At 71.1% G+C, this 17,802-nt stretch carries 18 protein-coding genes and 1 pseudogene; 11 read left to right on the forward strand and 8 right to left on the reverse strand.

All coding sequences use genetic code 11. The annotated features are described in order from the left end of the window. The first annotated feature begins 120 nt into the window (after positions 1 to 120). The 4 genes from GA0070617_RS20875 (at position 121) to GA0070617_RS20890 (ending at position 3,714) form a co-directional block, all read left to right on the forward strand. Positions 121 to 1,905 (forward strand): RelA/SpoT family protein, encoded by a 1,785-nt coding sequence (locus tag GA0070617_RS20875; RefSeq protein WP_091446862.1) that lies wholly within the window; start codon positions 121 to 123, stop codon positions 1,903 to 1,905. A 65-nt stretch (positions 1,906 to 1,970) separates the two neighbouring features. Then, the gene (locus GA0070617_RS20880) at positions 1,971 to 2,513 is read left to right on the forward strand and encodes an NUDIX hydrolase (RefSeq protein WP_091441306.1); all 543 of its coding nucleotides are present in this window, start codon (positions 1,971 to 1,973) and stop codon (positions 2,511 to 2,513) included. Continuing rightward, complete coding sequence (locus GA0070617_RS20885; RefSeq protein ID WP_091441309.1) at positions 2,510 to 3,430, forward strand: sugar phosphate nucleotidyltransferase; 921 nt, start codon at positions 2,510 to 2,512, stop codon at positions 3,428 to 3,430. Before GA0070617_RS20880 ends, GA0070617_RS20885 begins: the two co-directional genes overlap by 4 nt. Beyond that, the gene (locus tag GA0070617_RS20890) at positions 3,427 to 3,714 is read left to right on the forward strand and encodes an Lrp/AsnC family transcriptional regulator (RefSeq protein WP_091441313.1); all 288 of its coding nucleotides are present in this window, start codon (positions 3,427 to 3,429) and stop codon (positions 3,712 to 3,714) included. Before GA0070617_RS20885 ends, GA0070617_RS20890 begins: the two co-directional genes overlap by 4 nt. A gap of 75 nt (positions 3,715 to 3,789) precedes the next feature. Here GA0070617_RS20890 and GA0070617_RS20895 read toward each other — a convergent pair whose 3' ends face one another. The 5 genes from GA0070617_RS20895 to ctaE form a co-directional block, all read right to left on the reverse strand. Then, the gene (locus GA0070617_RS20895; RefSeq protein WP_091441317.1) at positions 3,790 to 4,461 is read right to left on the reverse strand and encodes a DUF4142 domain-containing protein; all 672 of its coding nucleotides are present in this window, start codon (positions 4,459 to 4,461) and stop codon (positions 3,790 to 3,792) included. A 167-nt stretch (positions 4,462 to 4,628) separates the two neighbouring features. After that, positions 4,629 to 6,239 carry a cytochrome bc1 complex cytochrome b subunit gene (qcrB, locus tag GA0070617_RS20900; protein WP_091441322.1) on the reverse strand — a complete coding sequence of 537 codons (1,611 nt, stop codon included), beginning with the start codon at positions 6,237 to 6,239 and terminating at the stop codon, positions 4,629 to 4,631. Then, positions 6,236 to 7,315 (reverse strand): cytochrome bc1 complex Rieske iron-sulfur subunit, encoded by a 1,080-nt coding sequence (gene qcrA / locus GA0070617_RS20905; RefSeq protein WP_091441325.1) that lies wholly within the window; start codon positions 7,313 to 7,315, stop codon positions 6,236 to 6,238. The genes qcrB and qcrA overlap by 4 nt, the downstream gene beginning before the upstream one ends. A 67-nt stretch (positions 7,316 to 7,382) precedes the next feature. After that, the gene (gene qcrC, locus GA0070617_RS20910; RefSeq protein WP_091441329.1) at positions 7,383 to 8,216 is read right to left on the reverse strand and encodes a cytochrome bc1 complex diheme cytochrome c subunit; all 834 of its coding nucleotides are present in this window, start codon (positions 8,214 to 8,216) and stop codon (positions 7,383 to 7,385) included. A 74-nt stretch (positions 8,217 to 8,290) separates the two neighbouring features. Next, positions 8,291 to 8,890 carry an aa3-type cytochrome oxidase subunit III gene (gene ctaE / locus GA0070617_RS20915; protein ID WP_175440606.1) on the reverse strand — a complete coding sequence of 200 codons (600 nt, stop codon included), beginning with the start codon at positions 8,888 to 8,890 and terminating at the stop codon, positions 8,291 to 8,293. A 108-nt stretch (positions 8,891 to 8,998) separates the two neighbouring features. On the opposite strand from ctaE, the gene GA0070617_RS20920 reads away from it, so the two are divergent. The 3 genes from GA0070617_RS20920 (at position 8,999) to trpD (ending at position 11,607) form a co-directional block, all read left to right on the forward strand. Beyond that, positions 8,999 to 9,922, forward strand: coding sequence for a cytochrome c oxidase assembly protein (locus GA0070617_RS20920; RefSeq protein WP_308472668.1), 924 nt, complete (start codon positions 8,999 to 9,001; stop codon positions 9,920 to 9,922). Positions 9,923 to 10,006: 84 nt separating this feature from the next. Next, entirely contained in the window at positions 10,007 to 10,402 is a 396-nt protein-coding gene (locus GA0070617_RS20925) for a hypothetical protein (protein WP_091441335.1), read from the forward strand. A 158-nt stretch (positions 10,403 to 10,560) separates the two neighbouring features. After that, complete coding sequence (trpD, locus tag GA0070617_RS20930; RefSeq protein ID WP_091441339.1) at positions 10,561 to 11,607, forward strand: anthranilate phosphoribosyltransferase; 1,047 nt, start codon at positions 10,561 to 10,563, stop codon at positions 11,605 to 11,607. 287 nt (positions 11,608 to 11,894) lie between these two features. Here the strand turns inward: trpD and GA0070617_RS20935 are convergent, their stop codons facing one another. Further along, complete coding sequence (locus GA0070617_RS20935) at positions 11,895 to 12,320, reverse strand: cytochrome c oxidase subunit 4 (protein WP_091441343.1); 426 nt, start codon at positions 12,318 to 12,320, stop codon at positions 11,895 to 11,897. An 11-nt stretch (positions 12,321 to 12,331) separates the two neighbouring features. Continuing rightward, positions 12,332 to 13,303: an aa3-type cytochrome oxidase subunit II gene (gene ctaC, locus GA0070617_RS20940; RefSeq protein WP_091441347.1), complete on the reverse strand. Its 972-nt coding sequence runs from the start codon at positions 13,301 to 13,303 to the stop codon at positions 12,332 to 12,334. Positions 13,304 to 13,474: 171 nt separating this feature from the next. Between ctaC and GA0070617_RS20945 the strand changes: the two genes are divergently transcribed. The 4 genes and pseudogenes from GA0070617_RS20945 to GA0070617_RS31105 all read left to right on the forward strand — a co-directional run bounded on the left by GA0070617_RS20945 (position 13,475) and on the right by GA0070617_RS31105 (position 15,972). After that, the gene (locus GA0070617_RS20945; protein ID WP_091441350.1) at positions 13,475 to 14,626 is read left to right on the forward strand and encodes a cysteine desulfurase family protein; all 1,152 of its coding nucleotides are present in this window, start codon (positions 13,475 to 13,477) and stop codon (positions 14,624 to 14,626) included. Next, on the forward strand, positions 14,623 to 14,856 hold the full coding sequence (locus GA0070617_RS20950) for a sulfurtransferase TusA family protein (protein WP_091441353.1): 234 nt from the start codon (positions 14,623 to 14,625) through the stop codon (positions 14,854 to 14,856). The genes GA0070617_RS20945 and GA0070617_RS20950 overlap by 4 nt, the downstream gene beginning before the upstream one ends. Positions 14,857 to 14,966: 110 nt before the next feature. Next, positions 14,967 to 15,212, forward strand: a pseudogene (locus GA0070617_RS32440) (helix-turn-helix domain-containing protein); the annotation flags it as partial. Positions 15,213 to 15,309: 97 nt separating this feature from the next. Further along, positions 15,310 to 15,972, forward strand: a complete 663-nt coding sequence (locus tag GA0070617_RS31105; protein WP_091441355.1) for a DUF397 domain-containing protein — start codon at positions 15,310 to 15,312, stop codon at positions 15,970 to 15,972. 652 nt (positions 15,973 to 16,624) lie between these two features. On the opposite strand, the gene GA0070617_RS20960 is transcribed toward GA0070617_RS31105, so the two are convergent. Then, positions 16,625 to 17,602, reverse strand: a complete 978-nt coding sequence (locus GA0070617_RS20960; RefSeq protein ID WP_091441358.1) for a carbohydrate kinase family protein — start codon at positions 17,600 to 17,602, stop codon at positions 16,625 to 16,627. Between the last annotated feature and the right edge of the window lie 200 nt (positions 17,603 to 17,802).

The raw sequence follows: 17,802 nt of genomic DNA on the forward strand, positions 1-17,802 counted from the left end.
GATCGGACTACCTCGGCTCACTTAGGCTGTTAAGGGAGTGCAGTCCTGCCCGATTCGTGGGCCTGCTTCCGGTTGCCGCCGTGCCCGGCTACCGTGGAGCGGGGTGAGGAGGTGTCCCACGTGGACGTCGACGCCGGACACGGGGCCGCCTTGGGCGGCGCGTTGTCCAACCAGTCGGGTGAGCTGCCGCTCGCCCGCCGACTGCGCTCGCTGCTGACCTGGCCGACAACCGAGACGGACCCGGTCAACCACCTGGTGCGCAGTCACCGGAGCATCCACGCCAGTGCCGACGTCTCGGTGCTGCGCCGGGCGTACACGATCGCCGAGACCATGCACCGGGGGCAGTTCCGCAAAAGCGGGGAGCCGTACATCACCCACCCGCTGGCGGTCGCGGAGATCTGCGCCGACCTGGGCATGGACACCACCACCCTGGTCGCGGCGCTGCTGCACGACACGGTGGAGGACACCCGCTACACCCTGCAGGCCCTCTCCGACGACTTCGGACCCGAGGTGGCCCACCTGGTCGACGGGGTGACCAAGTTCGACAAGGCGTTCTACGGCAAGGCCGCCGAGGCGGAGACCACCCGAAAGATGATCATCGCCGCCGGCAAGGACGTCCGGGTGCTGATCATCAAGCTGGCCGACCGGCTGCACAACATGCGTACCCTCGGGGTCCGCTCCGCTGCCTCGCGCGAGCGGATCGCCCGCAAGACCCTGGACGTGCTGGTGCCGCTCTGCGAGCGGCTGGGCATCCAGACCCTCAAGCGGGAGCTGGACGACGTGGTCCTGCTGCACCTGGAGCCGGAGGAGCACGCCCGGATCGCCCGGCACGTGCACGACCGCCCCGGGTGGGACTCCTACCTCGGCGACGTGGTCGCCCGGACCCGGGTGGCGCTGCGCCGCGACCGGGTCGCCGCCGAGGTCGCCGCCCGCCCCCGGCACCTCTACTCGATCTGGAAGGACACCGTCGCCGGCGGCGTCCCCTTCGACCTGCCCCGGATCGTGGTCGTGGTGGACGGCCCGGCAACCGACTGTTACGCCGCGCTCGGCGCGATCCACGGGATGTGGCGGCCGGTGCCCGGCCGGTTCAAGGACTTCATCGCCTCGCCGAAGAACAACCTCTACCGCTCCCTGCACACAAGCGTCTGCGGGCCCAGCAACCGTACGGTCGAGGTGCTGATCCGGACCACCGACATGCACCGCGCGGCCGAGTACGGCATCGCCGCCGAGTTCCGCTTCCCCCGGGCCAAGGGACGGGCCGCCGCCCGCGCCGAGCAGCTGGACTGGCTGCGCCGGGTGCTCGACTGGGAGCAGGACGCCCCGGACCCGGCGCAGTTCCTCGAGTCGCTGCGCTGCGACCTCGCCGAGGCGCAGATCCAGGTCGTCGCCGACGGCCGGCAGGTCCTCCTCCCGGCCGGCGCCACCCCGGTCGACCTCGCCTACGAGCTGGGCACCGACCGGGGCGACCACTGCCTGGCGGCGCGGATCAACGGTCGGCTGGCACCGCTCTCGTCCGAGCTGGACGAGGGGGACGTGGTGGAGATCTTCACCGAGACCGACGCCGACAGCGGCGTCGCGGCGGACGCCCCGCCCCGGGGCCCGCGTCGGGAGTGGCTCGGCTTCGTCAAGTCCCCGCACGCCCAGATGCAGATCAACCGCTGGTTCGCCGACCACACCGAGCCGGGCATCTCGATCGCCGACAAGATCCGGCTGGGCCGGGCCACCATCGGGCTCGCGCTGCGCACCCACAACCGGGGTCTCGCCAGCGACCTGCCCCTGCTGCGGCTCTCCGAGGAGCTCGGCTACCCCGACCTGGAGACCCTCCTGGTCGCGGTCTTCGACCGCTCGGTCGAGCCGGACGACGTGGTCCGCCAGCTCATCGACCTGGTCGACCACCGACAGTAGACCCACCCGGCGCGACGCGGCCCCTCCGGCGGCGACCGACGCGTGGCGGCCACTAGCCTGGACGCATGATCCCCCGCACCCGCGCCACCGGACGGGCCATCGGGTACCAGCTGTTCTACCGGCTGCCCTTCCCCCTGCGACGCCGGCTGGTCCGACTCGCCGTCCCGAAGTACGTCGTCGGCGCGGTCACCCTGGTCCGCGACACCGAGGCCGACGGGGCCGGACGCCTGCTGATGCTGCGGCAACCACCCGGGCACAGCTGGACCCTCCCCGCCGGCCTGCTGGAGCGGGCCGAGCCGCCGGCCGTCGGCGCCGCCCGGGAGCTGTTCGAGGAGACCGGCATCCGGCTGGCGCCCACCCGGCTGCGGCCGGCCACCCCGAACGCGATCGTGCACGCCAAGGGCTGGGTGGACATGGTCTTCGAGGCGGAGGTGCCGGCGTCGACAACCGAGTTGCGGGTGGACGGCGCGGAGGTGTTCGAGGCCGCCTGGCAGCCGCTGGACGACCTGCCCCGGTTGAGCTGGCCGACCGCCCGGCTGCTCGGCTACTACGGCATCGGCCCGGAGGCGGGGAACTTCCCGCCGCCACTGCCCGACACGGCACCGTGACCGACGTCTGCGCGGTGGTCCTGGCCGCCGGGGAGGGCACCCGGCTGCGCCCGCTCACCGAGCAGGTACCCAAGGCACTCTGTCCGGTCGGGAACGTGCCGCTGCTGGACCGGGCGTTGCACCGGCTGGCCGGCCTCGGTCTGACCGGCCCGGACACGGTCGCGGTCAACGCCTGCTACCTCGGCGACCAGGTGGTGGCACACGTCGGCGACCGGGCCCACCTGTCGGTGGAGCCGGGTGACCCACTCGGCACCGCCGGGGGAATCGGCAACCTGCGGGACTGGATCGCCGGCCGGGGTGTGCTGGTCGGCAACGCCGACGCGTACCTGGCCGACCCGACCACTCCCCCCGGCCCCGACATCGCCGCGCTGCTCGCCGGTTGGGACGGCGAGACGGTACGCCTGCTCGGCCAGCCGGCCCCGGACCCGGCCGAGCCGGGCACCTTCGACGGTCACCGGTTCGTCGGCTTCTCGCTGCTGCCCTGGCGACTCGTCCGGGACCTGCCGCCGACCTTCGCCGACCTGGTCCGCACGGTGTGGCGGCCGGCCGAGGCGGCCGGGGCCCTGCACGTGGTGGCGTATCCGGGCACCTTCTACGACACCGGTACGCCCGCCGACTACCTCACCGCCAACCTGCACGCCGCCGGTGGGGGCAACCTGATCCACCCGAGTGCCACGGTCACCGGGCGGTGCCACCGGTCGGTGGTGGGGGCCGGTGCGCGGGTGGCCGGCGAGGTCGTCCGCGCGGTGCTCTGGCCCGGCGCGACGGTACGCCCCGACGAGTCACTGCAGGACGTGATCCGCGTCGGTGCCGACCGCACCGTCGGTGCCTCCGGGCTGCTCCCGCCGTCTAGCATGGTCAACGGCGTCGGCGCCGATGCCCGCGCCGACGAGGCACGACGAAGGGCGGACCAGTGATCACCGCGATCGTACTGATCGACTGCGCCACCGACTCGATCCCCGAGGTCGCCGAGGCCCTGGCCGCCCTGCCGGGGGTCAGCGAGGTGTACTCGGTCGCCGGACACGTCGACCTGATCGCCATGGTGCGGGTCCGCGAGTTCGACCAGATCGCCCAGGTGATCGCCGGCCACATCTCGAAGGTTCCCGGGGTGCTGAACACCGAGTCGCACATCGCCTTCCGGGCGTACTCGCAGCACGACCTGGAAGAGGCCTTCGCCATCGGCCTGAACAGCGCCGACTGACCCCCGCTGCTGCCGGATGACACGGCAGGGCCGGTCCGCCCGTTCGGGCGGACCGGCCGCATGTCGACCGTCGGCTCAGCTCTGGCTCGGAGCCGGGGCCTCGGTGGTCTCCGGAGCCGGCGCCTCGGTGCCGCCACCCGGGGACTCGCTCGTCGCGCCCGGAGCCGGCGTACCGGCGGTGCCACCCGGGCTGGGCGTGCCGCTGGCGCTGGTCTGCGGGACCGGGATGCCCAGGGTCTGGGCCAGGGCCACCAGCGCGTCGTAGTGGGCCTGCAGGACCGGCAGGGCATCCTGGGCCAGCATGATCACCGACTGCTCGGAACCCTGCGAGATCTCGGTCTGGGTGGCCTGGATCGCCTGTACGTGACCGGCCAGCTCGGCGATCACCCACGCCTTGTCGAACTCCGCGCCGCTGAGACCGTTCAGCTTGTTCAGCACGCTCTGCTGGTCAGCGGTCGGTTTGTCGGGCAGGGTGACGTTCAGCTGCTTGGCGGTGTTCTTCACCGACTCGTCGAGCGTGGTGTGGTCCGTCACGAACTGCTGACCCAGGTCCTTGACCTGCTGGTTCTGGCCCTTCTTCTCGGCCAGCTTGCCCGAGGCGATCTCGAACAGGTTCACCTGGTGCAGTGCCTGCAGGTACTGGGTGTCCTGCGTCGACGGCTGCGCGGCGGCGTGCGCCGCGGCCGCCGGGGTCAGACCGACCACCACCAGGGTGACCAGTAGCCCGAGACGTTTGAGACCCAACATGTTCCCCCCCTTTTTCGTTGGACCGCACGGATACCCGACTGACCCGGGATATTCCTGCGATCGCGGGGGCTCGGCGGCTCGGGGTGCCTAACCGGACCGACCCGCCACAACGCGACGGCGCCCACCGGAGATCCGGTGGGCGCCGTCGGCGTGCTGTCGGAGAACGGTCAGCGGGAGTCGCCGCTGCCGATCCGTTCCCGCTCGGGGCGGGGCTCGACCGGCGGGTGGCCGGGCGACACCGGCGCCTCGGCCGGCTTCTCGATCGGGTAGAAGAAGCCCCGGATCGCCGGGCCGAGGGCACCGAGCCGGTTCATCTTCTTCGGGACCACCCAGCCGGCGTACTCCAACTCGTGCCCGTCGCTGCTGAGCGGCTGGTGCACCTCGACGAAGCGGCCGTCCGGCAGGCGCCGGATGATGCCGGTCTCCACCCCGTGCGCCAGCACCTCACGGTCGTGCTGCTGCAGCCCGAGGCAGATCCGGTACGCGACGTAGTACGCCAGCGGGGGCAGGAGCAGCAGACCGATCCGGCCACCCCAGGTCATCGCGTTCAGGCTGATGTGGAACTTGTCCGCGATGACGTCGTTGGCGCCGGAGAGGGTCAGCACGATGAAGAAGGTGACCGCCATCGCGCCGATGCCGGTCCGGGCCGGCACGTCCCGCGGCCGCTGGAGCAGGTTGTGGCTGCGGTAGTCCTTGGTCTGCCGGGCCTCCAGGAACGGGTACATCAGGGAGAGCCCGACCAGGATGCCCGGAAGCACCACCGTGGGCCAGAACAGCGGGGGTATGACGTACCCGTCGCCGATCGGAATGTTGATCTCCCAGGCGGGCATCAGCCGGGTCGAGCCGTCGAGGAACATGACGTACCAGTCGGGCTGGCTGGCGGCCGAGACCACCCATGCCTCGTACGGGCCGAAGTACCAGATCGGGTTGATCTGGAACAGGCCGCCCATCAGCGCGATCACGCCGAAGATGACCATGAAGAAGCCGGCCTGCTTGATCACGTACCGGGGGAAGAGCCGCTCGCCGACCACGTTGTTGTTGGTCCGGCCGGGGCCGGGCCACTGGGTGTGCTTCTGGGTGAAGACCAACCCGACGTGGACGCTGATCAGAGCGACCAGCAGGGCCGGGATGAGCAGCACGTGGGCGATGAAGAACCGGCTGATGATGATCATGCCGGGGAACTCCCCGTCGAAGATCGACGTGGTCAGCCAGGAACCGATCACCGGAATGGAGAGCATGATCGCCGAGGCGATCCGCAGGCCGGTGCCGGAGAGGCCGTCGTCCGGCAGCGAGTAACCGGTGAAACCGGCCAGGAAGCCGACCCAGAAGAGCAGGCTGCCGATGATCCAGTTCGTCTCACGCGGCTTCCGGAATGCGCCGGTGAAGAAGATCCGCAGCATGTGCACGACGATGGCGGCCATGAAGAGCAACGCCGACCAGTGGTGCATCTGCCGCATGATCAGACCACCCCGGACATCGAAGGAGATGTCCAGGCTGGAGGCGTACGCCGCCGACATGGGGGTGCCCCGCAGCGGGGCGTAGCTGCCGTTGTAGATGACCTCGGTCATCGCCGGCTCGTAGAAGAAGGTGAGGAAGACGCCCGTCAGCAGGAGCACGACGAACGAGAAGAGCGCGATCTCACCGAGCAGGAACGACCAGTGGTCGGGGAAGACCTTGTTGAGCAGTTTCCGGAGCGGGGTCGCTCCGTTGAACCGGTCGTCCAACCCCCGTGCGGTCCTGCCCGGTACCGCGGCAACATCTAGCTTGCGGCGTTTCATGGACGCTCCCAGAAGTCCGGGCCGACAATTTCAGTGTAGTCGCTTCTCGCGACGAAGAAACCCTCGGAATCGACCTCGATCGGCAACTGAGGCAGCCGCCGGCTGGCCGGGCCGAAGATCGGCTTGGCATTGTCGGTGATCAGGAACTGGGACTGGTGACACGGGCAGAGCAGTCGGTTGGTCTGCTGTTCGTACAGGCTCGCCGGGCAACCGGCGTGCGTGCAGATCTTGGAGAACGCGACGTAGTTGCCCCACATGTAGTCGCCGTGCCCGACCTGCTCGTTGGCCTGGCGCGAGCGCTGCGCGTCGTCCTCGCGCAGGTGGATCAACAGGGTCGGCGAGTCCGCGTGCCGGTTGCTCACCCCGTGGTCGATGCCCGGGAAGACGGTGATCTGACCACCGGCGCTGACGTCGGCCGGGCGGATCGGCCGGCCGTCCTCGCGGATCAGCCGGACCGGCTGCCCGTCGACCGGGGTGAACCCGGTGGTGGCGAGCTGGTTGTTCTTGTGCGGGTCGGAGATCAACCCGCCGACCAGCGGGGCCGCCGCGACCGCGGCGACCGGCGCGAGCCCGGCCAGCAGCGAGATCCCGAGCAGCGGCCGACGCCGCACGCCCAACTCGTCGGCCATGTAGAGCATGGTCTCGCCGGTGATCCGGCGGGACTCCTCGTCCCGGACACCCTCGTGCCGGTCCTGGATCGAGACCTCCTTGGGCAGCAGCTTCTTGCCCCAGATCAGGATGCCGAACCCGACGGCGAGCAGGGAGATGCCCAGGGTCGCCCCGAGCAGCGGGGTGTAGTAGCTGTCCCCACCGCGGCCGGGAGCGTACTCCCACGGCCACCAGATGTAGATCGCCAGGAAGGCGGTCGCCGCCACCCCGGTCAGCAGGAACAGCCCGGCCACCAGTCGGGACAGTCGACGCTCGGCCTTGCTGCCGACGACCACCTGCGGCTCGTAGTGGACGATCTCGATGTCGTCGCGTCGAGCGCCCTCCTGCACGACGTCGAACCGGGTCACCCGGGGGTCGTTCAGGTCCAACGGCTCACGCCGGGCGGGGCTGTCCGTGTGCGCGCTCACGCCGGCACCTTCCTAACGGCGGTGCCGGCCCCCGGCACCACGGCACTGTCACCAACGATCGGTTCGGTCACGACTTACCCGCAATCCACAGGGCGGTGAAGACGAGCGCCACGATACCGACGAGGAAGATGGCCAGCCCCTCGGTGGACGGCCCGTACCGACCGAGGTTGAAGCCACCCGGGTCCTGGTCGTACTTCAGGGTCTCCTGGATGTAGGCGATGATGTCCGCCTTCTCCTGCGGCGCGAGCTGGTTGTCGCCGAACACCGGCATGTTCTGCGGGCCACTGAGCATCGCGGCGTAGATCTGCCGGTCGGTGGCCGGGCTCAGGCTCGGCGCGTACTTGCCGGAGGAGAGCGCACCGCCACCGCCGGCGAAGGCGTGGCACTGCGAGCAGTTGATCCGGAACAGCTCACCGCCGACGGCCAGGTCGGCGTCGCGGCGCAGGTCACCCTCGGGCACCTCGGGGCCGCCACCGAACTGCTGCACGTACTCGGCGAGCTGTCGGGTCTGGTCGTCGGTGAAGACCGGGGGCTTGCGCTGCGCCTGGGCCTCCTGCCGGGCCATCGGCATCCGGCCGCTGCTCACCTGGAACTCGACCGAGGCGGCACCGACCCCGACCAGGCTCGGACCGCGCCCCTCGACGCCCTGCGCGTTGCTTCCGTGACACGTCACACAGCTCACGTCGAACAGGGCCTTGCCCTCGGCTGCGGCACCGGTGACCGGCGGGTTCTCCTGCGCCTGCACGCTCGGGGCGAAAGCGGTGTACGCGCCGCCGGCCAGCGTCAACGCGGCGATCAGCCGGACCGCGGCGCCCAGCCGCCGGCGGCCTCTGCTGCGCGCCACGGACCGCTCGCGAAGGCGCGCGAGCAGACCGCGTCGGCGGTCGTTGTCAGAAGTCATGACCTGTGTCCTTCACCGGTTGGACCTTGTCTGAGGGGACGGGGCGACGGCGCGGTTGATGACCAACGCCAAGATCACTGAAGCCAGTAGATCATGGCGTAGAGCCCGATCCACACGACGTCGACAAAGTGCCAGTAGTACGAGACGACGATCGCCGACGTGGCCTGCGCCGGGGTGAACCGACCCATGGTCGTGCGGATCATGAAGATGACGAAGGCCACCAGACCACCCGCCACGTGCAGCCCGTGGAAGCCGGTGGTCAGGTAGAACACCGAGCCGTACCCGTCGCCGTTGATCTTGACGCCCTCGTGCACCAGCGTCACGTACTCGTTGAGCTGGCCGAGGATGAAGATCAGGCCCATCACGAAGGTGAGCGTGAACCAGCGCCGCAGCGCGTGCACGTCGCCCTTCTCCGCCGCGAACACCCCCATCTGGCAGGTGATCGAGGACGCCACCAGGATCACCGTGAAGGTGGTCGCGTACGGCACGTTGAGCACCGCCGTGTGCTCCGCCCACTGCTCCGGCGCCGCCGCGCGGATGGAGAAGTACATGGCGAAGAGCGCCGCGAAGAACATGAGTTCACTGGAGAGCCAGACGATCGTCCCGACGCTGACCATGTTGGGTCGGGTCAGGGAGTGGATCCGGCTCTTGTCAATGGCTGGGGCCGCAGTCACGCCGTCATTATTGCCCGTGACCTCCGCCGGCGATCAGCGGGGTGGCAATCCGGCGCCTTTCGTGGCCCCCCGGACCAGGTCCGCTTCGCCTGGCCTAGCCTGAAAAGCGTGCTGCTAGTCGATCCGATCCGCACGGCGGCCGCCGAGGCCGGCCCGCCGCCGTTCACCGTCTCCGCGGTGCTCACCGAGACCCGACTGGACAGCTGGCTGGCCCTCGGGCTGGTGGTCGCCGCCGGGCTCTACCTCTACGGCGTGCACCGGCTGCGGGTCCGCGGCGACCGCTGGCCGGTGCTCCGGACGGTCTTCTTCCTCGGACCGGGGCTCGGTGGCATCGCCTCGGTCACCGTCTCCGGGCTGCACGCCTACGACACCGCCCTGCTGTCGGTGCACATGGTCCAGCACATGGTGCTCTCCATGATCGCGCCGATCTTCCTGGCCCTGGGCGCTCCGGTCACGCTGGCGCTGCGCACCCTGCCGCTGCGCCCCCGCAAGCGGCTGCTGGCCGTGGTGCACAGCCGGTTCGCCCGGATCTTCAGCTATCCGCTGGTGGCGTTCGCGATCTTCGTGGTGAACCCGTTCGTGCTCTACTTCACCGACCTGTACCGCTACACCCTGGAACACACCTGGGCACACGAGGTGGTGCACGCGCACTTCATCCTGACCGGCTGCCTGTTCTTCTGGCCGCTGCTCGGCCTGGACCCGCTGCCGGGGCGTTGGCCGTACCCCGGGCGGGCGCTGCTGATGGTGCTGTCGGTGCCGTTCCACACCGTGCTCGGGCTCACCATCATGCAGAGCACCACGCTCTTCGGCGGCGACTGGTACCCGTCGCTCAACCTGAGCTGGGCGGATCCCTGGGAGGACCAGGTGGTCGCCGGGGGCATCCTCTGGGCCGGCGGCGAGTTCGTCAGTGTGACCATGCTCGCCGTACTGGTGGTGCAGTGGGTGCGGCAGTCCGAGCGGGAGGCCCGCCGGATCGACCGGGAGTTGGACCGCCAGGAGGCCCGCGACCACGCCGGGCAGACCTCCGCCTGACCGGTGCGCCCCGGGCGGGACGTCGTCGGGGTCACCCCGACCGGTACGATCGGCGGGCAGCTACGACGTGGGAGCCAGCCAGCGATGAGCGATCGTCTTTACACCGTCCTGCTCTACAGCGACGACCCCAAGGTCCGCGACCAGATGCGGCTCGCGGTCGGCACCCGGCCCGCGCCCGACCTGCGGGTCGAGTTCGTCGACGCGGCCAGCTACGACGAGTGCATCCGGCTCTTCGACGACTACGAGATCCACCTGATGCTGCTCGACGGTGAGGCCACCCCGGCCGGCGGCATCGGCATCGCCCGCCAGGTCAAGGACGACCGGGACGACGCCCCCCCGACCTGCGTGGTGATCGCCCGTTCGGCGGACCGCTGGCTCGCGGCGTACGCCGAGGTGGACGGGACGCTGATGCACCCGCTCGACCCGGTGACCACCGGCGCGAAGGTCGCCGAGCTGCTCCGCGCGCACGCCCCGGCCTGAGCCACCCACGTCCCACCCCGCCCCGGTCCCGGCCCGCGCGCGGCGCTGTTGCGAGCGCAGCGCCCGTTCCGGCCGACGCCGGGGTGCCGTCGGCGCCGGTGACGCCCGGCCCGGTGGCCCCGTCCACCTCACCCACGCCCCGCCACGGGAGGCCCGCCATGGGCGAACGGACCTGGTCGCACCTGCTCGCCACGCTGCTGCGGGCCGAGGATCTCACCGCCGCGGACACCGCCTGGGCGATGGGCGAGATCATGTCCGGCGCGGCGGGCCCCGCCCAGATCGCCGGCTTCGCCACCGCGCTGCGGGCCAAGGGCGAAACCTCGGCGGAGCTGGCCGGCCTGGTCGAGGCGATGCTGACCCGGGCCGTCCCGGTCGAGCTCCCCGAGGAGGTACGCGCCAGCGCGCTCGACGTGGTCGGTACCGGTGGTGACCTCGCCCACACGGTCAACATCTCCACGATGACCGCCCTGGTGGTCGCCGGCGCCGGGGTACGGGTGGTCAAGCACGGCAACCGGGCCGCCTCCTCCTCCTGCGGCACCGCCGACCTGCTGGAGTTCCTCGGCGTGCCGCTGGACCTCGACCCCGGTCAGATCGCCCGCTGTGTCGTCGAGGCGGGGATCGGCTTCTGCTTCGCCGCCCGGTTCCACCCGGGGATGCGCCACGCCGGTCCGGTCCGCCGCGAGCTGGGCGTACCCACCGCGTTCAACTTCCTCGGCCCGCTCACCAACCCGGCCCGGCCGACCGCCGGCGCGGTGGGCTGCTTCGACCCGCGGATGGCCCCGGTGATGGCCGACGTCTTCGCCGCCCGAGGCGACTCGGTGGTGGTGATGCGCGGCGAGGACGGCCTGGACGAGTTCACCACCACCGCGCCGACCCGGCTCTGGGTGGCCCAGGGCGGCACCGTCCGCCAGGCCGTGCTGGACGCCGTCGACCTGGGGATCCCCCGCTCCGCCCCCGGTGACCTGCGCGGCGCCGACGCCGCGTACAACGCCGACGTCGCCCGGCGGTTGCTGGCCGGCGAGCCCGGTCCGGTCCGGGACGCCGTCCTGGTCAACGCGGGCGTCGCCATCGCCACCCAGGGGCCGCTCGACGGCGACCTCACCACCGCGGTACGCGCCGCGATGGACCGGGCGGCCGAGTCGATCGACTCCGGCTCCGCCGCGCAGACCCTGGACCGCTGGATCGACACCGCCCGCTCCGCCTGACCACATCCCGGCTCCGGCCCCGGCCCCCCGGCTCCGGCTCCGGCTCCGGCTCCGGCTCCGGCTCCGGCTCCGGCTCCGAAAAGATCTTGGAAGAATTCGGCCCCTCCCCAGGGGCACATTTCTTCCAAGATCTTTCTGCCTTGGGCGCTCACCACACACGCTGAGCCCGCGCACGACGAGGCCGTGCACGACGACGAGGCCACGCCCGCGCACGACGAGCCCGCGCACCGGACGACAAGGCCCGTGCCCCCGGTGGGGGCACGGGCCTCGGCGGTTGAGCTGGTGGGTCAGTGCTCGGCGGTGCGGCGGGTGCCGGTGTAGTACTCGAAGAGCAGGCCGCAGGTGGCGAAGACGACCGCTACCAGGCCCAGCCCGACCAGCCAGAGCTGCCAGAACACCAGGCCGAGACCGGCGACGGAGGCGGCCAGCGCCAGACCGAAGGGCCAGTAGCTGCCGGGGCTGAAGAAGCCGATCTCACCGGCGCCCTCGGCGATCTCCGCGTCCGGCCGGTCCTCCGGCCGCAGGTCGATCCGGCGGGACACGAACCAGAAGAAGCCGCCGAGCATCGAGCAGAGCAGGAACGACAGCAGCAGGGCGGTGGAGCCGATCCACTCGATCTGACCGGAGTCACCTGCCGTCCACGCGCCGTAGAGGATCGTGGTCGCGAAGAGGAAACCGGCGATGATCAGGAAGATGCGCCACTCGGTCTTCATCGGCGTACCCCTCAGTTTCCCGCGCCGGCCGGAGCGTTGTCCGGGTTGAAGTTGCTGGTCGTACGACGGGTGTCGAACGGCTTGGTGGTCTGGGCGTACGGCTCCTCGCCGATGGCCTCCAGCGCCTGCTGGGTGGACTGGCCGTCCTGCTTGGCGGCGAGGAACTGGTCGTAGCGCTCCGGGGAGACCACCCGCAGCTCGAAGTTCATGAAGGCGTGGTAGCTGCCGCAGAGCTCGGCGCACCGGCCGACGTAGGCGCCCTCGGAGAGCAGCTCGGAGACCTGGAAGGAGTTGCGCACCTTGCCCGGGAAGACGTCCCGCTTGAACAGCAGCTCGGGCACCCAGAACGAGTGGATGACGTCGCGGCTGGTCTCCTCGAACCGGATCGACCGGCCGGTCGGCAGCACGAGCACCGGGATGACGTCGCTGGTGCCCAGCACCGAGGCGGTGGTGTTGGCGTCCTCACCCTGGCCGTCGCGGTAGTTGAACTGCCAGTTCCACTTGAAGGCGACGACCTCGACGGTGACGTCGGGGTTGGGCGACTCCCGGTTCACGTCGGTCTGCACGATCGCCGTGTAGTAGAAGAGCACCGAGACGATCAGGATCGGCGCGATGGTGTAGAGGAACTCCATCGGCAGGTTGTAGCGGGTCTGCACCGGCAACTCGTTGCCCCGCTTGCGGTAGCGCACGACACACCAGAAGATGAGGCCCCAGACGAAGACACCGACGGCGAGCGCCGCGATGCAGGAGGCGATCCACAGGTCGTACATCCGCTGGGACTCCGGCGTGATGCCGCCCTGCGGCCAGCCGAAACCGCCGAAGGCCGCACCGACGTCACAGCCCGTCAGCAGGAGCAGCAGCGCCGCCGCGCCGAAGCCGAGCCCGGCGATCCGACCGGCACCACGTCCCCGTCGCCCACCGGCTCCCGGGGAAGCGTTGTGCCGTACGGCGTGGGGCCGTACCTCCGAACTCCTTGCGACCACCTGGTCCTGCCTCCCTAGCGCGCCGCGGCCGGCGATCTCTCGCCGCCGGCGGCAAAGGCGTCACCGACGGTCGCAGATTACTCGACCAATCCGCACTCCACGGCCTTGGGGGTCGCTCTCCACCCCCGTCGGGGGATCTTGTATCACCGGAGGCGGGTAGCGTTTCCCTCCGTGAGTGCTCCCCCGGTCTACCTGGACGCGGCGACCGCCGCGCCGTTGCACCCGGTCGCCCGGCAGGCCCTGCTGGCCGCCCTCGACGACGGCTGGGCCGACCCGGGCAAGCTCTACGGCCAGGCCCGCCGGGCCCGGCAACTGCTCGACGCCGCCCGCGAGGCCGCCGCGCAGACCCTCGGCGTCCGCGCCGACGAACTCTCCTTCACCCCCAGCGGTACGACCGCAGCCCACTCGGCGGTCCTCGGCGGTCTGGCCGGACGGTACCGGTCGGGCCGCACCCTGGTGCACTCCGCGATCGAGCACTCGGCGGTACTGCACGCCGCGGAACGGCACGTCGCCGACGGTGGCACGACGGTACCGGTGCCGGTCGACCGGCTCGGGCGGCTGGACCTGTCCGCCTGGTCGACGGCGGTCCGGGCACCCGGGGTGGCCCTCGCGGCGCTGATCGCCGCCAGTCACGAGGTGGGCACCGTCCAGCCGGTCGAGGCGGCGGGGCAGACCTGCGCCGACGCTGGCGTACCGCTGCTTGTCGACGCGGCCCAGGTGGTGGGGCGGGCACCGGTGCCGGCGGGCTGGTCGATGCTGACCGCCAGCGCGCACAAGTGGGGCGGCCCGGCCGGGGTGGGGCTGCTGGTGGTCCGCAAGGGCACCCGCTGGGAGTCGCCCTGGCCGGCCGACGAGCGGGAGTCGGGGCGTACCCCGGGGGTGTTGAACCTGCCGGCGGTGGTGGCGGCGGCGGCGAGCCTGCGCGCGGCGGCGGCCGACGCGGCGGCGCAGGCGGCCCGGCTGGCGCCGTTGGTGGACCGGATCCGGTCCCGGGTCGCCGCCGAGGTGCCCGACGTCGAGGTGGTCGGCGACCCGACCGACCGGCTACCCCACCTGGTCACCTTCTCCTGCCTGTACGTCGACGGCGAGGCGCTGCTGCACGCCCTGGACCGGCGCGGCTTCGCGGTCTCCTCCGGATCGTCCTGCACCTCCTCGACGTTGCGCCCGTCGCACGTGCTGGCGGCGATGGGGGTGCTCACCCACGGCAACATCCGGATCAGCCTGCACCGGGAGACCACCGAGGCCCAGGTGGAACGGTTCCTGACCGAACTGCCCGGCATCGTGGCCGACCTGCGCGCCGAGGCGGGGGTGGTGGGACTGTGACCGGGCCGGCCGAGGTGCTCGACTGCCGGGGCCAGCGCTGTCCGCTGCCGGTGATCGCGGTGGCCCGCCGACTGCCCGAGCTACCGGTCGGCACGGTGGTCCGGGTGCTTGCCGACGACCCGGCCGCCGCCGTCGACCTGCCCGCCTGGTGCCGGATGCGCGGCCACGAGTTCCTCGGCACCACCCACGGCCCCGACGGCCCCGCCCACCACCTCCGCCGCTCAGTGTAAGGAAGGGCCCCCTGTTAACGCTTTCTGTCGACAGGGGTACCCCGCTCACCTCCGCCGCACGGCAGCAGCCCTGCCGCACGGCAGCAGCCCTGCCGCACGGCAACAGCCGCATGCCGCACGGCAGCAGCCGCATCTCGCGGCAGCATCCGCGCTGCGGAGCGGCAGTCGCGTCGCGGGGAGACAGTTGGCTGATCGGGGCTGAGTTGAGCCGTTACCGGCGGGACGTGCCACTGTCGTTGAGCGAGCTGGCCGACCGTACCGGGATCGGCAAGCCAAAGCTCGGGCACATGGAGATGGGCCGGTACCAGCAGTTCCCCGAGGACATCGCAACGGTGCTGCGGGCCTGCGGCGCCGAACAGGGCCTGCGGTGCCGAACAGGCCGCCGTCGACCGGCTCACCGCCCTCGCGTCGCGCTCCGACGCCCGCAGCTGGTGGGCACCCTGGGCGCACGTGATGCCGGACTGGTTCAAGACGTACGTCGGCCTGGAGGGCCTGGCCGACGGCGCGTTCGTCTTCGAGTCCATGGTGATACCGGGGCTGCTGCAGACCGAGGAGTACGCCCAGGCGCTCACCCTGGGCACCGGTTTCGTCCGGCCGGACCACGCCGAGCGCTTCGTGTCGTTCCGGCAGGCGCGGGCCCGACGCCTCACCGACGACGAGCCGCTGGGGCTGCACGCGGTGATCGGCGAGGCGGCGTTGCGGCTGCGGGTCAACGGCGACGAGACCCGGCGGGCCCAGCTACGACACCTCGCCACCATGTCCGAGCTGCCGAACGTCACCGTGCAGGTGCTGCGTCCCGAGGACGGGCCGCATGCGGCAGGTGCTATCGGCAAGTTCGTGGTGCTCGACTTCGCCCACGTGCGGCCGATCGCCTACACGAAGCTGCTGGACGGGGCGATGTACGTACAGGACCCGGACGGGGTGCGCACTTATACGATGGTGGCCGACAACCTGCGCCAGGCCGCTCTCTCACCCGCCGAGTCGCGCGCGTTGATCCGGGAGCTGGCCGGCCTGGTGGCGGTGCGCGACAGCAAGGACCGCTCGGGCCCCACCCTCACCTTCGCCGCGGACCGCTGGGCGGCCTTCGTCCACGCCCCACCCCTCCCCCGCACCTGAGCGGACACCGCGCTCAGCCAGCCCCGGCAGGCGGTGACCGGGAAGATCTGACCGGACAATCGAGCCATCTTGCACCCATCCGTCCCGTTTCCGCTCACAGCAGCCCACCTACCTCAACCGCCCACCCACCGCTCGGCGCGAACCCCGAGGTGAATCTTGGACACTTACCGTCATATTTGGACGGTAAGTGTCCAAGATTCACACCCTATTCGGGTACGGAGAGGGCGCGGCGCTTCGGCTTCGGCCGGGGAGGAGGGAACGAAAGGGTGAGGGTGAGGGTGAGGGGGCGATCGAGGGCTGATCTGGGCAGCAACCGATCTGGCCGGGAGGCCGAACCACCCGCCCGCGAGCGTCTGCAACAGCCAGGGCAACTTGGAAGAAATCGGCCCCTCGGGGGGCACTTCTCTTTCCAGATATTCTCGCCTCCCCAGCCAGCCGGTCGACAATCACCCATCCGGCCGCGCTGGAGAGAGTTCGCCGCCGCGCCCCGCACCGCCACGCGGCACGGGGACGACAACAACCAAAAAACAGTGCCCACCGGCGAACCGGTGGGCACGGTTTTCGAGATCCAGTCGCTTCCGCCCACCCGGGATGCCAGGATGCGCCCCCACGCCCAGGGAGGCAGGACACGCCCCGCCCGCAAAGAAGCAGGTCAGCCGATCAGGTGGGGGCGGACCTCGTCGGCGGCGGGGTCGCCGTAGGACTCGGCGAGGCGCTTGACGAAGAGGTCCCGGCGGACCTGGTACTCCTGGGTGCCGACGGTCTCCAGGACCAGGGCGGCCAGCAGCGAGCCCACCTGGGCGGCCCGTTCCAGGCCCAGCCCCCAGGAGAGGGCGGCGAAGAAGCCGGCCCGGAAGCCGTCGCCGACCCCGGTGGGGTCCACCGCCTGGGCCTCCCGGGCGATCGGCACGTGGATCGGGTCGAAGTCGCGCCCGACGATGTCCACCCCGCGCTTGCCCAGCGTGGTGACCCGGACCTTCACCAGGTCGAGCAGTTGCTCGTCGGTCAGCCCGGCCTTGCTCTGCAGCAGGGACTTCTCGTAGTCGTTGGTCATCAGGTAGTCGGCGCCGTCGATCAGCCCGACCACGTCGGAGCCCTCCATCCGGGCCAGCTGCTGGGACGGGTCGGCGACGAAGGCGTACCCGCGCTCCCGGCACTCGGCGGAGTGCCGCAGCATCGCCGCCGGGTCGTTCGCGCCCACCAGGACCAGGTCGATCCCGCCGAGGCGCTCGGCGACGGGGGTCAGCTCGATGTTGCGGGCCTCGGCCATCGCGCCGGCGTAGAACGAGGCGATCTGGCACATCTCGGTGTCGGTGGTGCAGACGAACCGGGCGGTGTGCGCGACCTCGCTGATATGCACCGAGTCACAGTCCACGCCGTGGCGTTCCAGCCAGGAGCGGTAGTCGGCGAAGTCGGCACCGACCGCGCCGAGCAGCACCGGACGCAGTCCGAGCTGGCCCATCCCGAAGGCTATGTTCGCCGCCACTCCGCCCCGGCGGACGACGAGGTCGTCCACGAGGAAGGAGAGCGAGACCTTGTCGAGCTGGTCGGCGATGAACTGGTCGGCGAAGCGACCGGGGAAGCTCATCAGGTGATCGGTGGCGATCGAGCCGGTTACGGCGATCTTCATGTCAACCCTCGGGGTCGGCGGCACGGCGCGGGTCAGCCTACCGGCCGGGGCCGGCCACCGGTCGGGGGTCGGCCGGATCTCCGTCCGGTCCGCTGGCCCCAACCCCCAACCCCGACCGGGTACGTCGCCGAAGCGGCCCGTCCCCGCCGCCGACGCCACCCGACAACCGCCAGCCGGGGCACCCGAGACCGCCCGGCACG

The sequence above is a fragment of the Micromonospora yangpuensis genome, assembly GCF_900091615.1.
GTDB lineage: Bacteria > Actinomycetota > Actinomycetes > Mycobacteriales > Micromonosporaceae > Micromonospora > Micromonospora yangpuensis.

Coding starts and splice junctions, on each gene's coding strand:
- GA0070617_RS20880 (WP_091441306.1), top strand. CDS start 1,971: ATGATCCCCCGCACCCGCGCCACCGGACGGGCCATCGGGTACCAGCTG.
- GA0070617_RS20895 (WP_091441317.1), bottom strand. CDS start 4,461: ATGTTGGGTCTCAAACGTCTCGGGCTACTGGTCACCCTGGTGGTGGTC.
- qcrB (WP_091441322.1), bottom strand. CDS start 6,239: ATGAAACGCCGCAAGCTAGATGTTGCCGCGGTACCGGGCAGGACCGCA.
- qcrC (WP_091441329.1), bottom strand. CDS start 8,216: ATGACTTCTGACAACGACCGCCGACGCGGTCTGCTCGCGCGCCTTCGC.
- GA0070617_RS20925 (WP_091441335.1), top strand. CDS start 10,007: ATGAGCGATCGTCTTTACACCGTCCTGCTCTACAGCGACGACCCCAAG.
- trpD (WP_091441339.1), top strand. CDS start 10,561: ATGGGCGAACGGACCTGGTCGCACCTGCTCGCCACGCTGCTGCGGGCC.
- GA0070617_RS20935 (WP_091441343.1), bottom strand. CDS start 12,320: ATGAAGACCGAGTGGCGCATCTTCCTGATCATCGCCGGTTTCCTCTTC.
- GA0070617_RS31105 (WP_091441355.1), top strand. CDS start 15,310: ATGCCGGACTGGTTCAAGACGTACGTCGGCCTGGAGGGCCTGGCCGAC.
- GA0070617_RS20960 (WP_091441358.1), bottom strand. CDS start 17,602: ATGAAGATCGCCGTAACCGGCTCGATCGCCACCGATCACCTGATGAGC.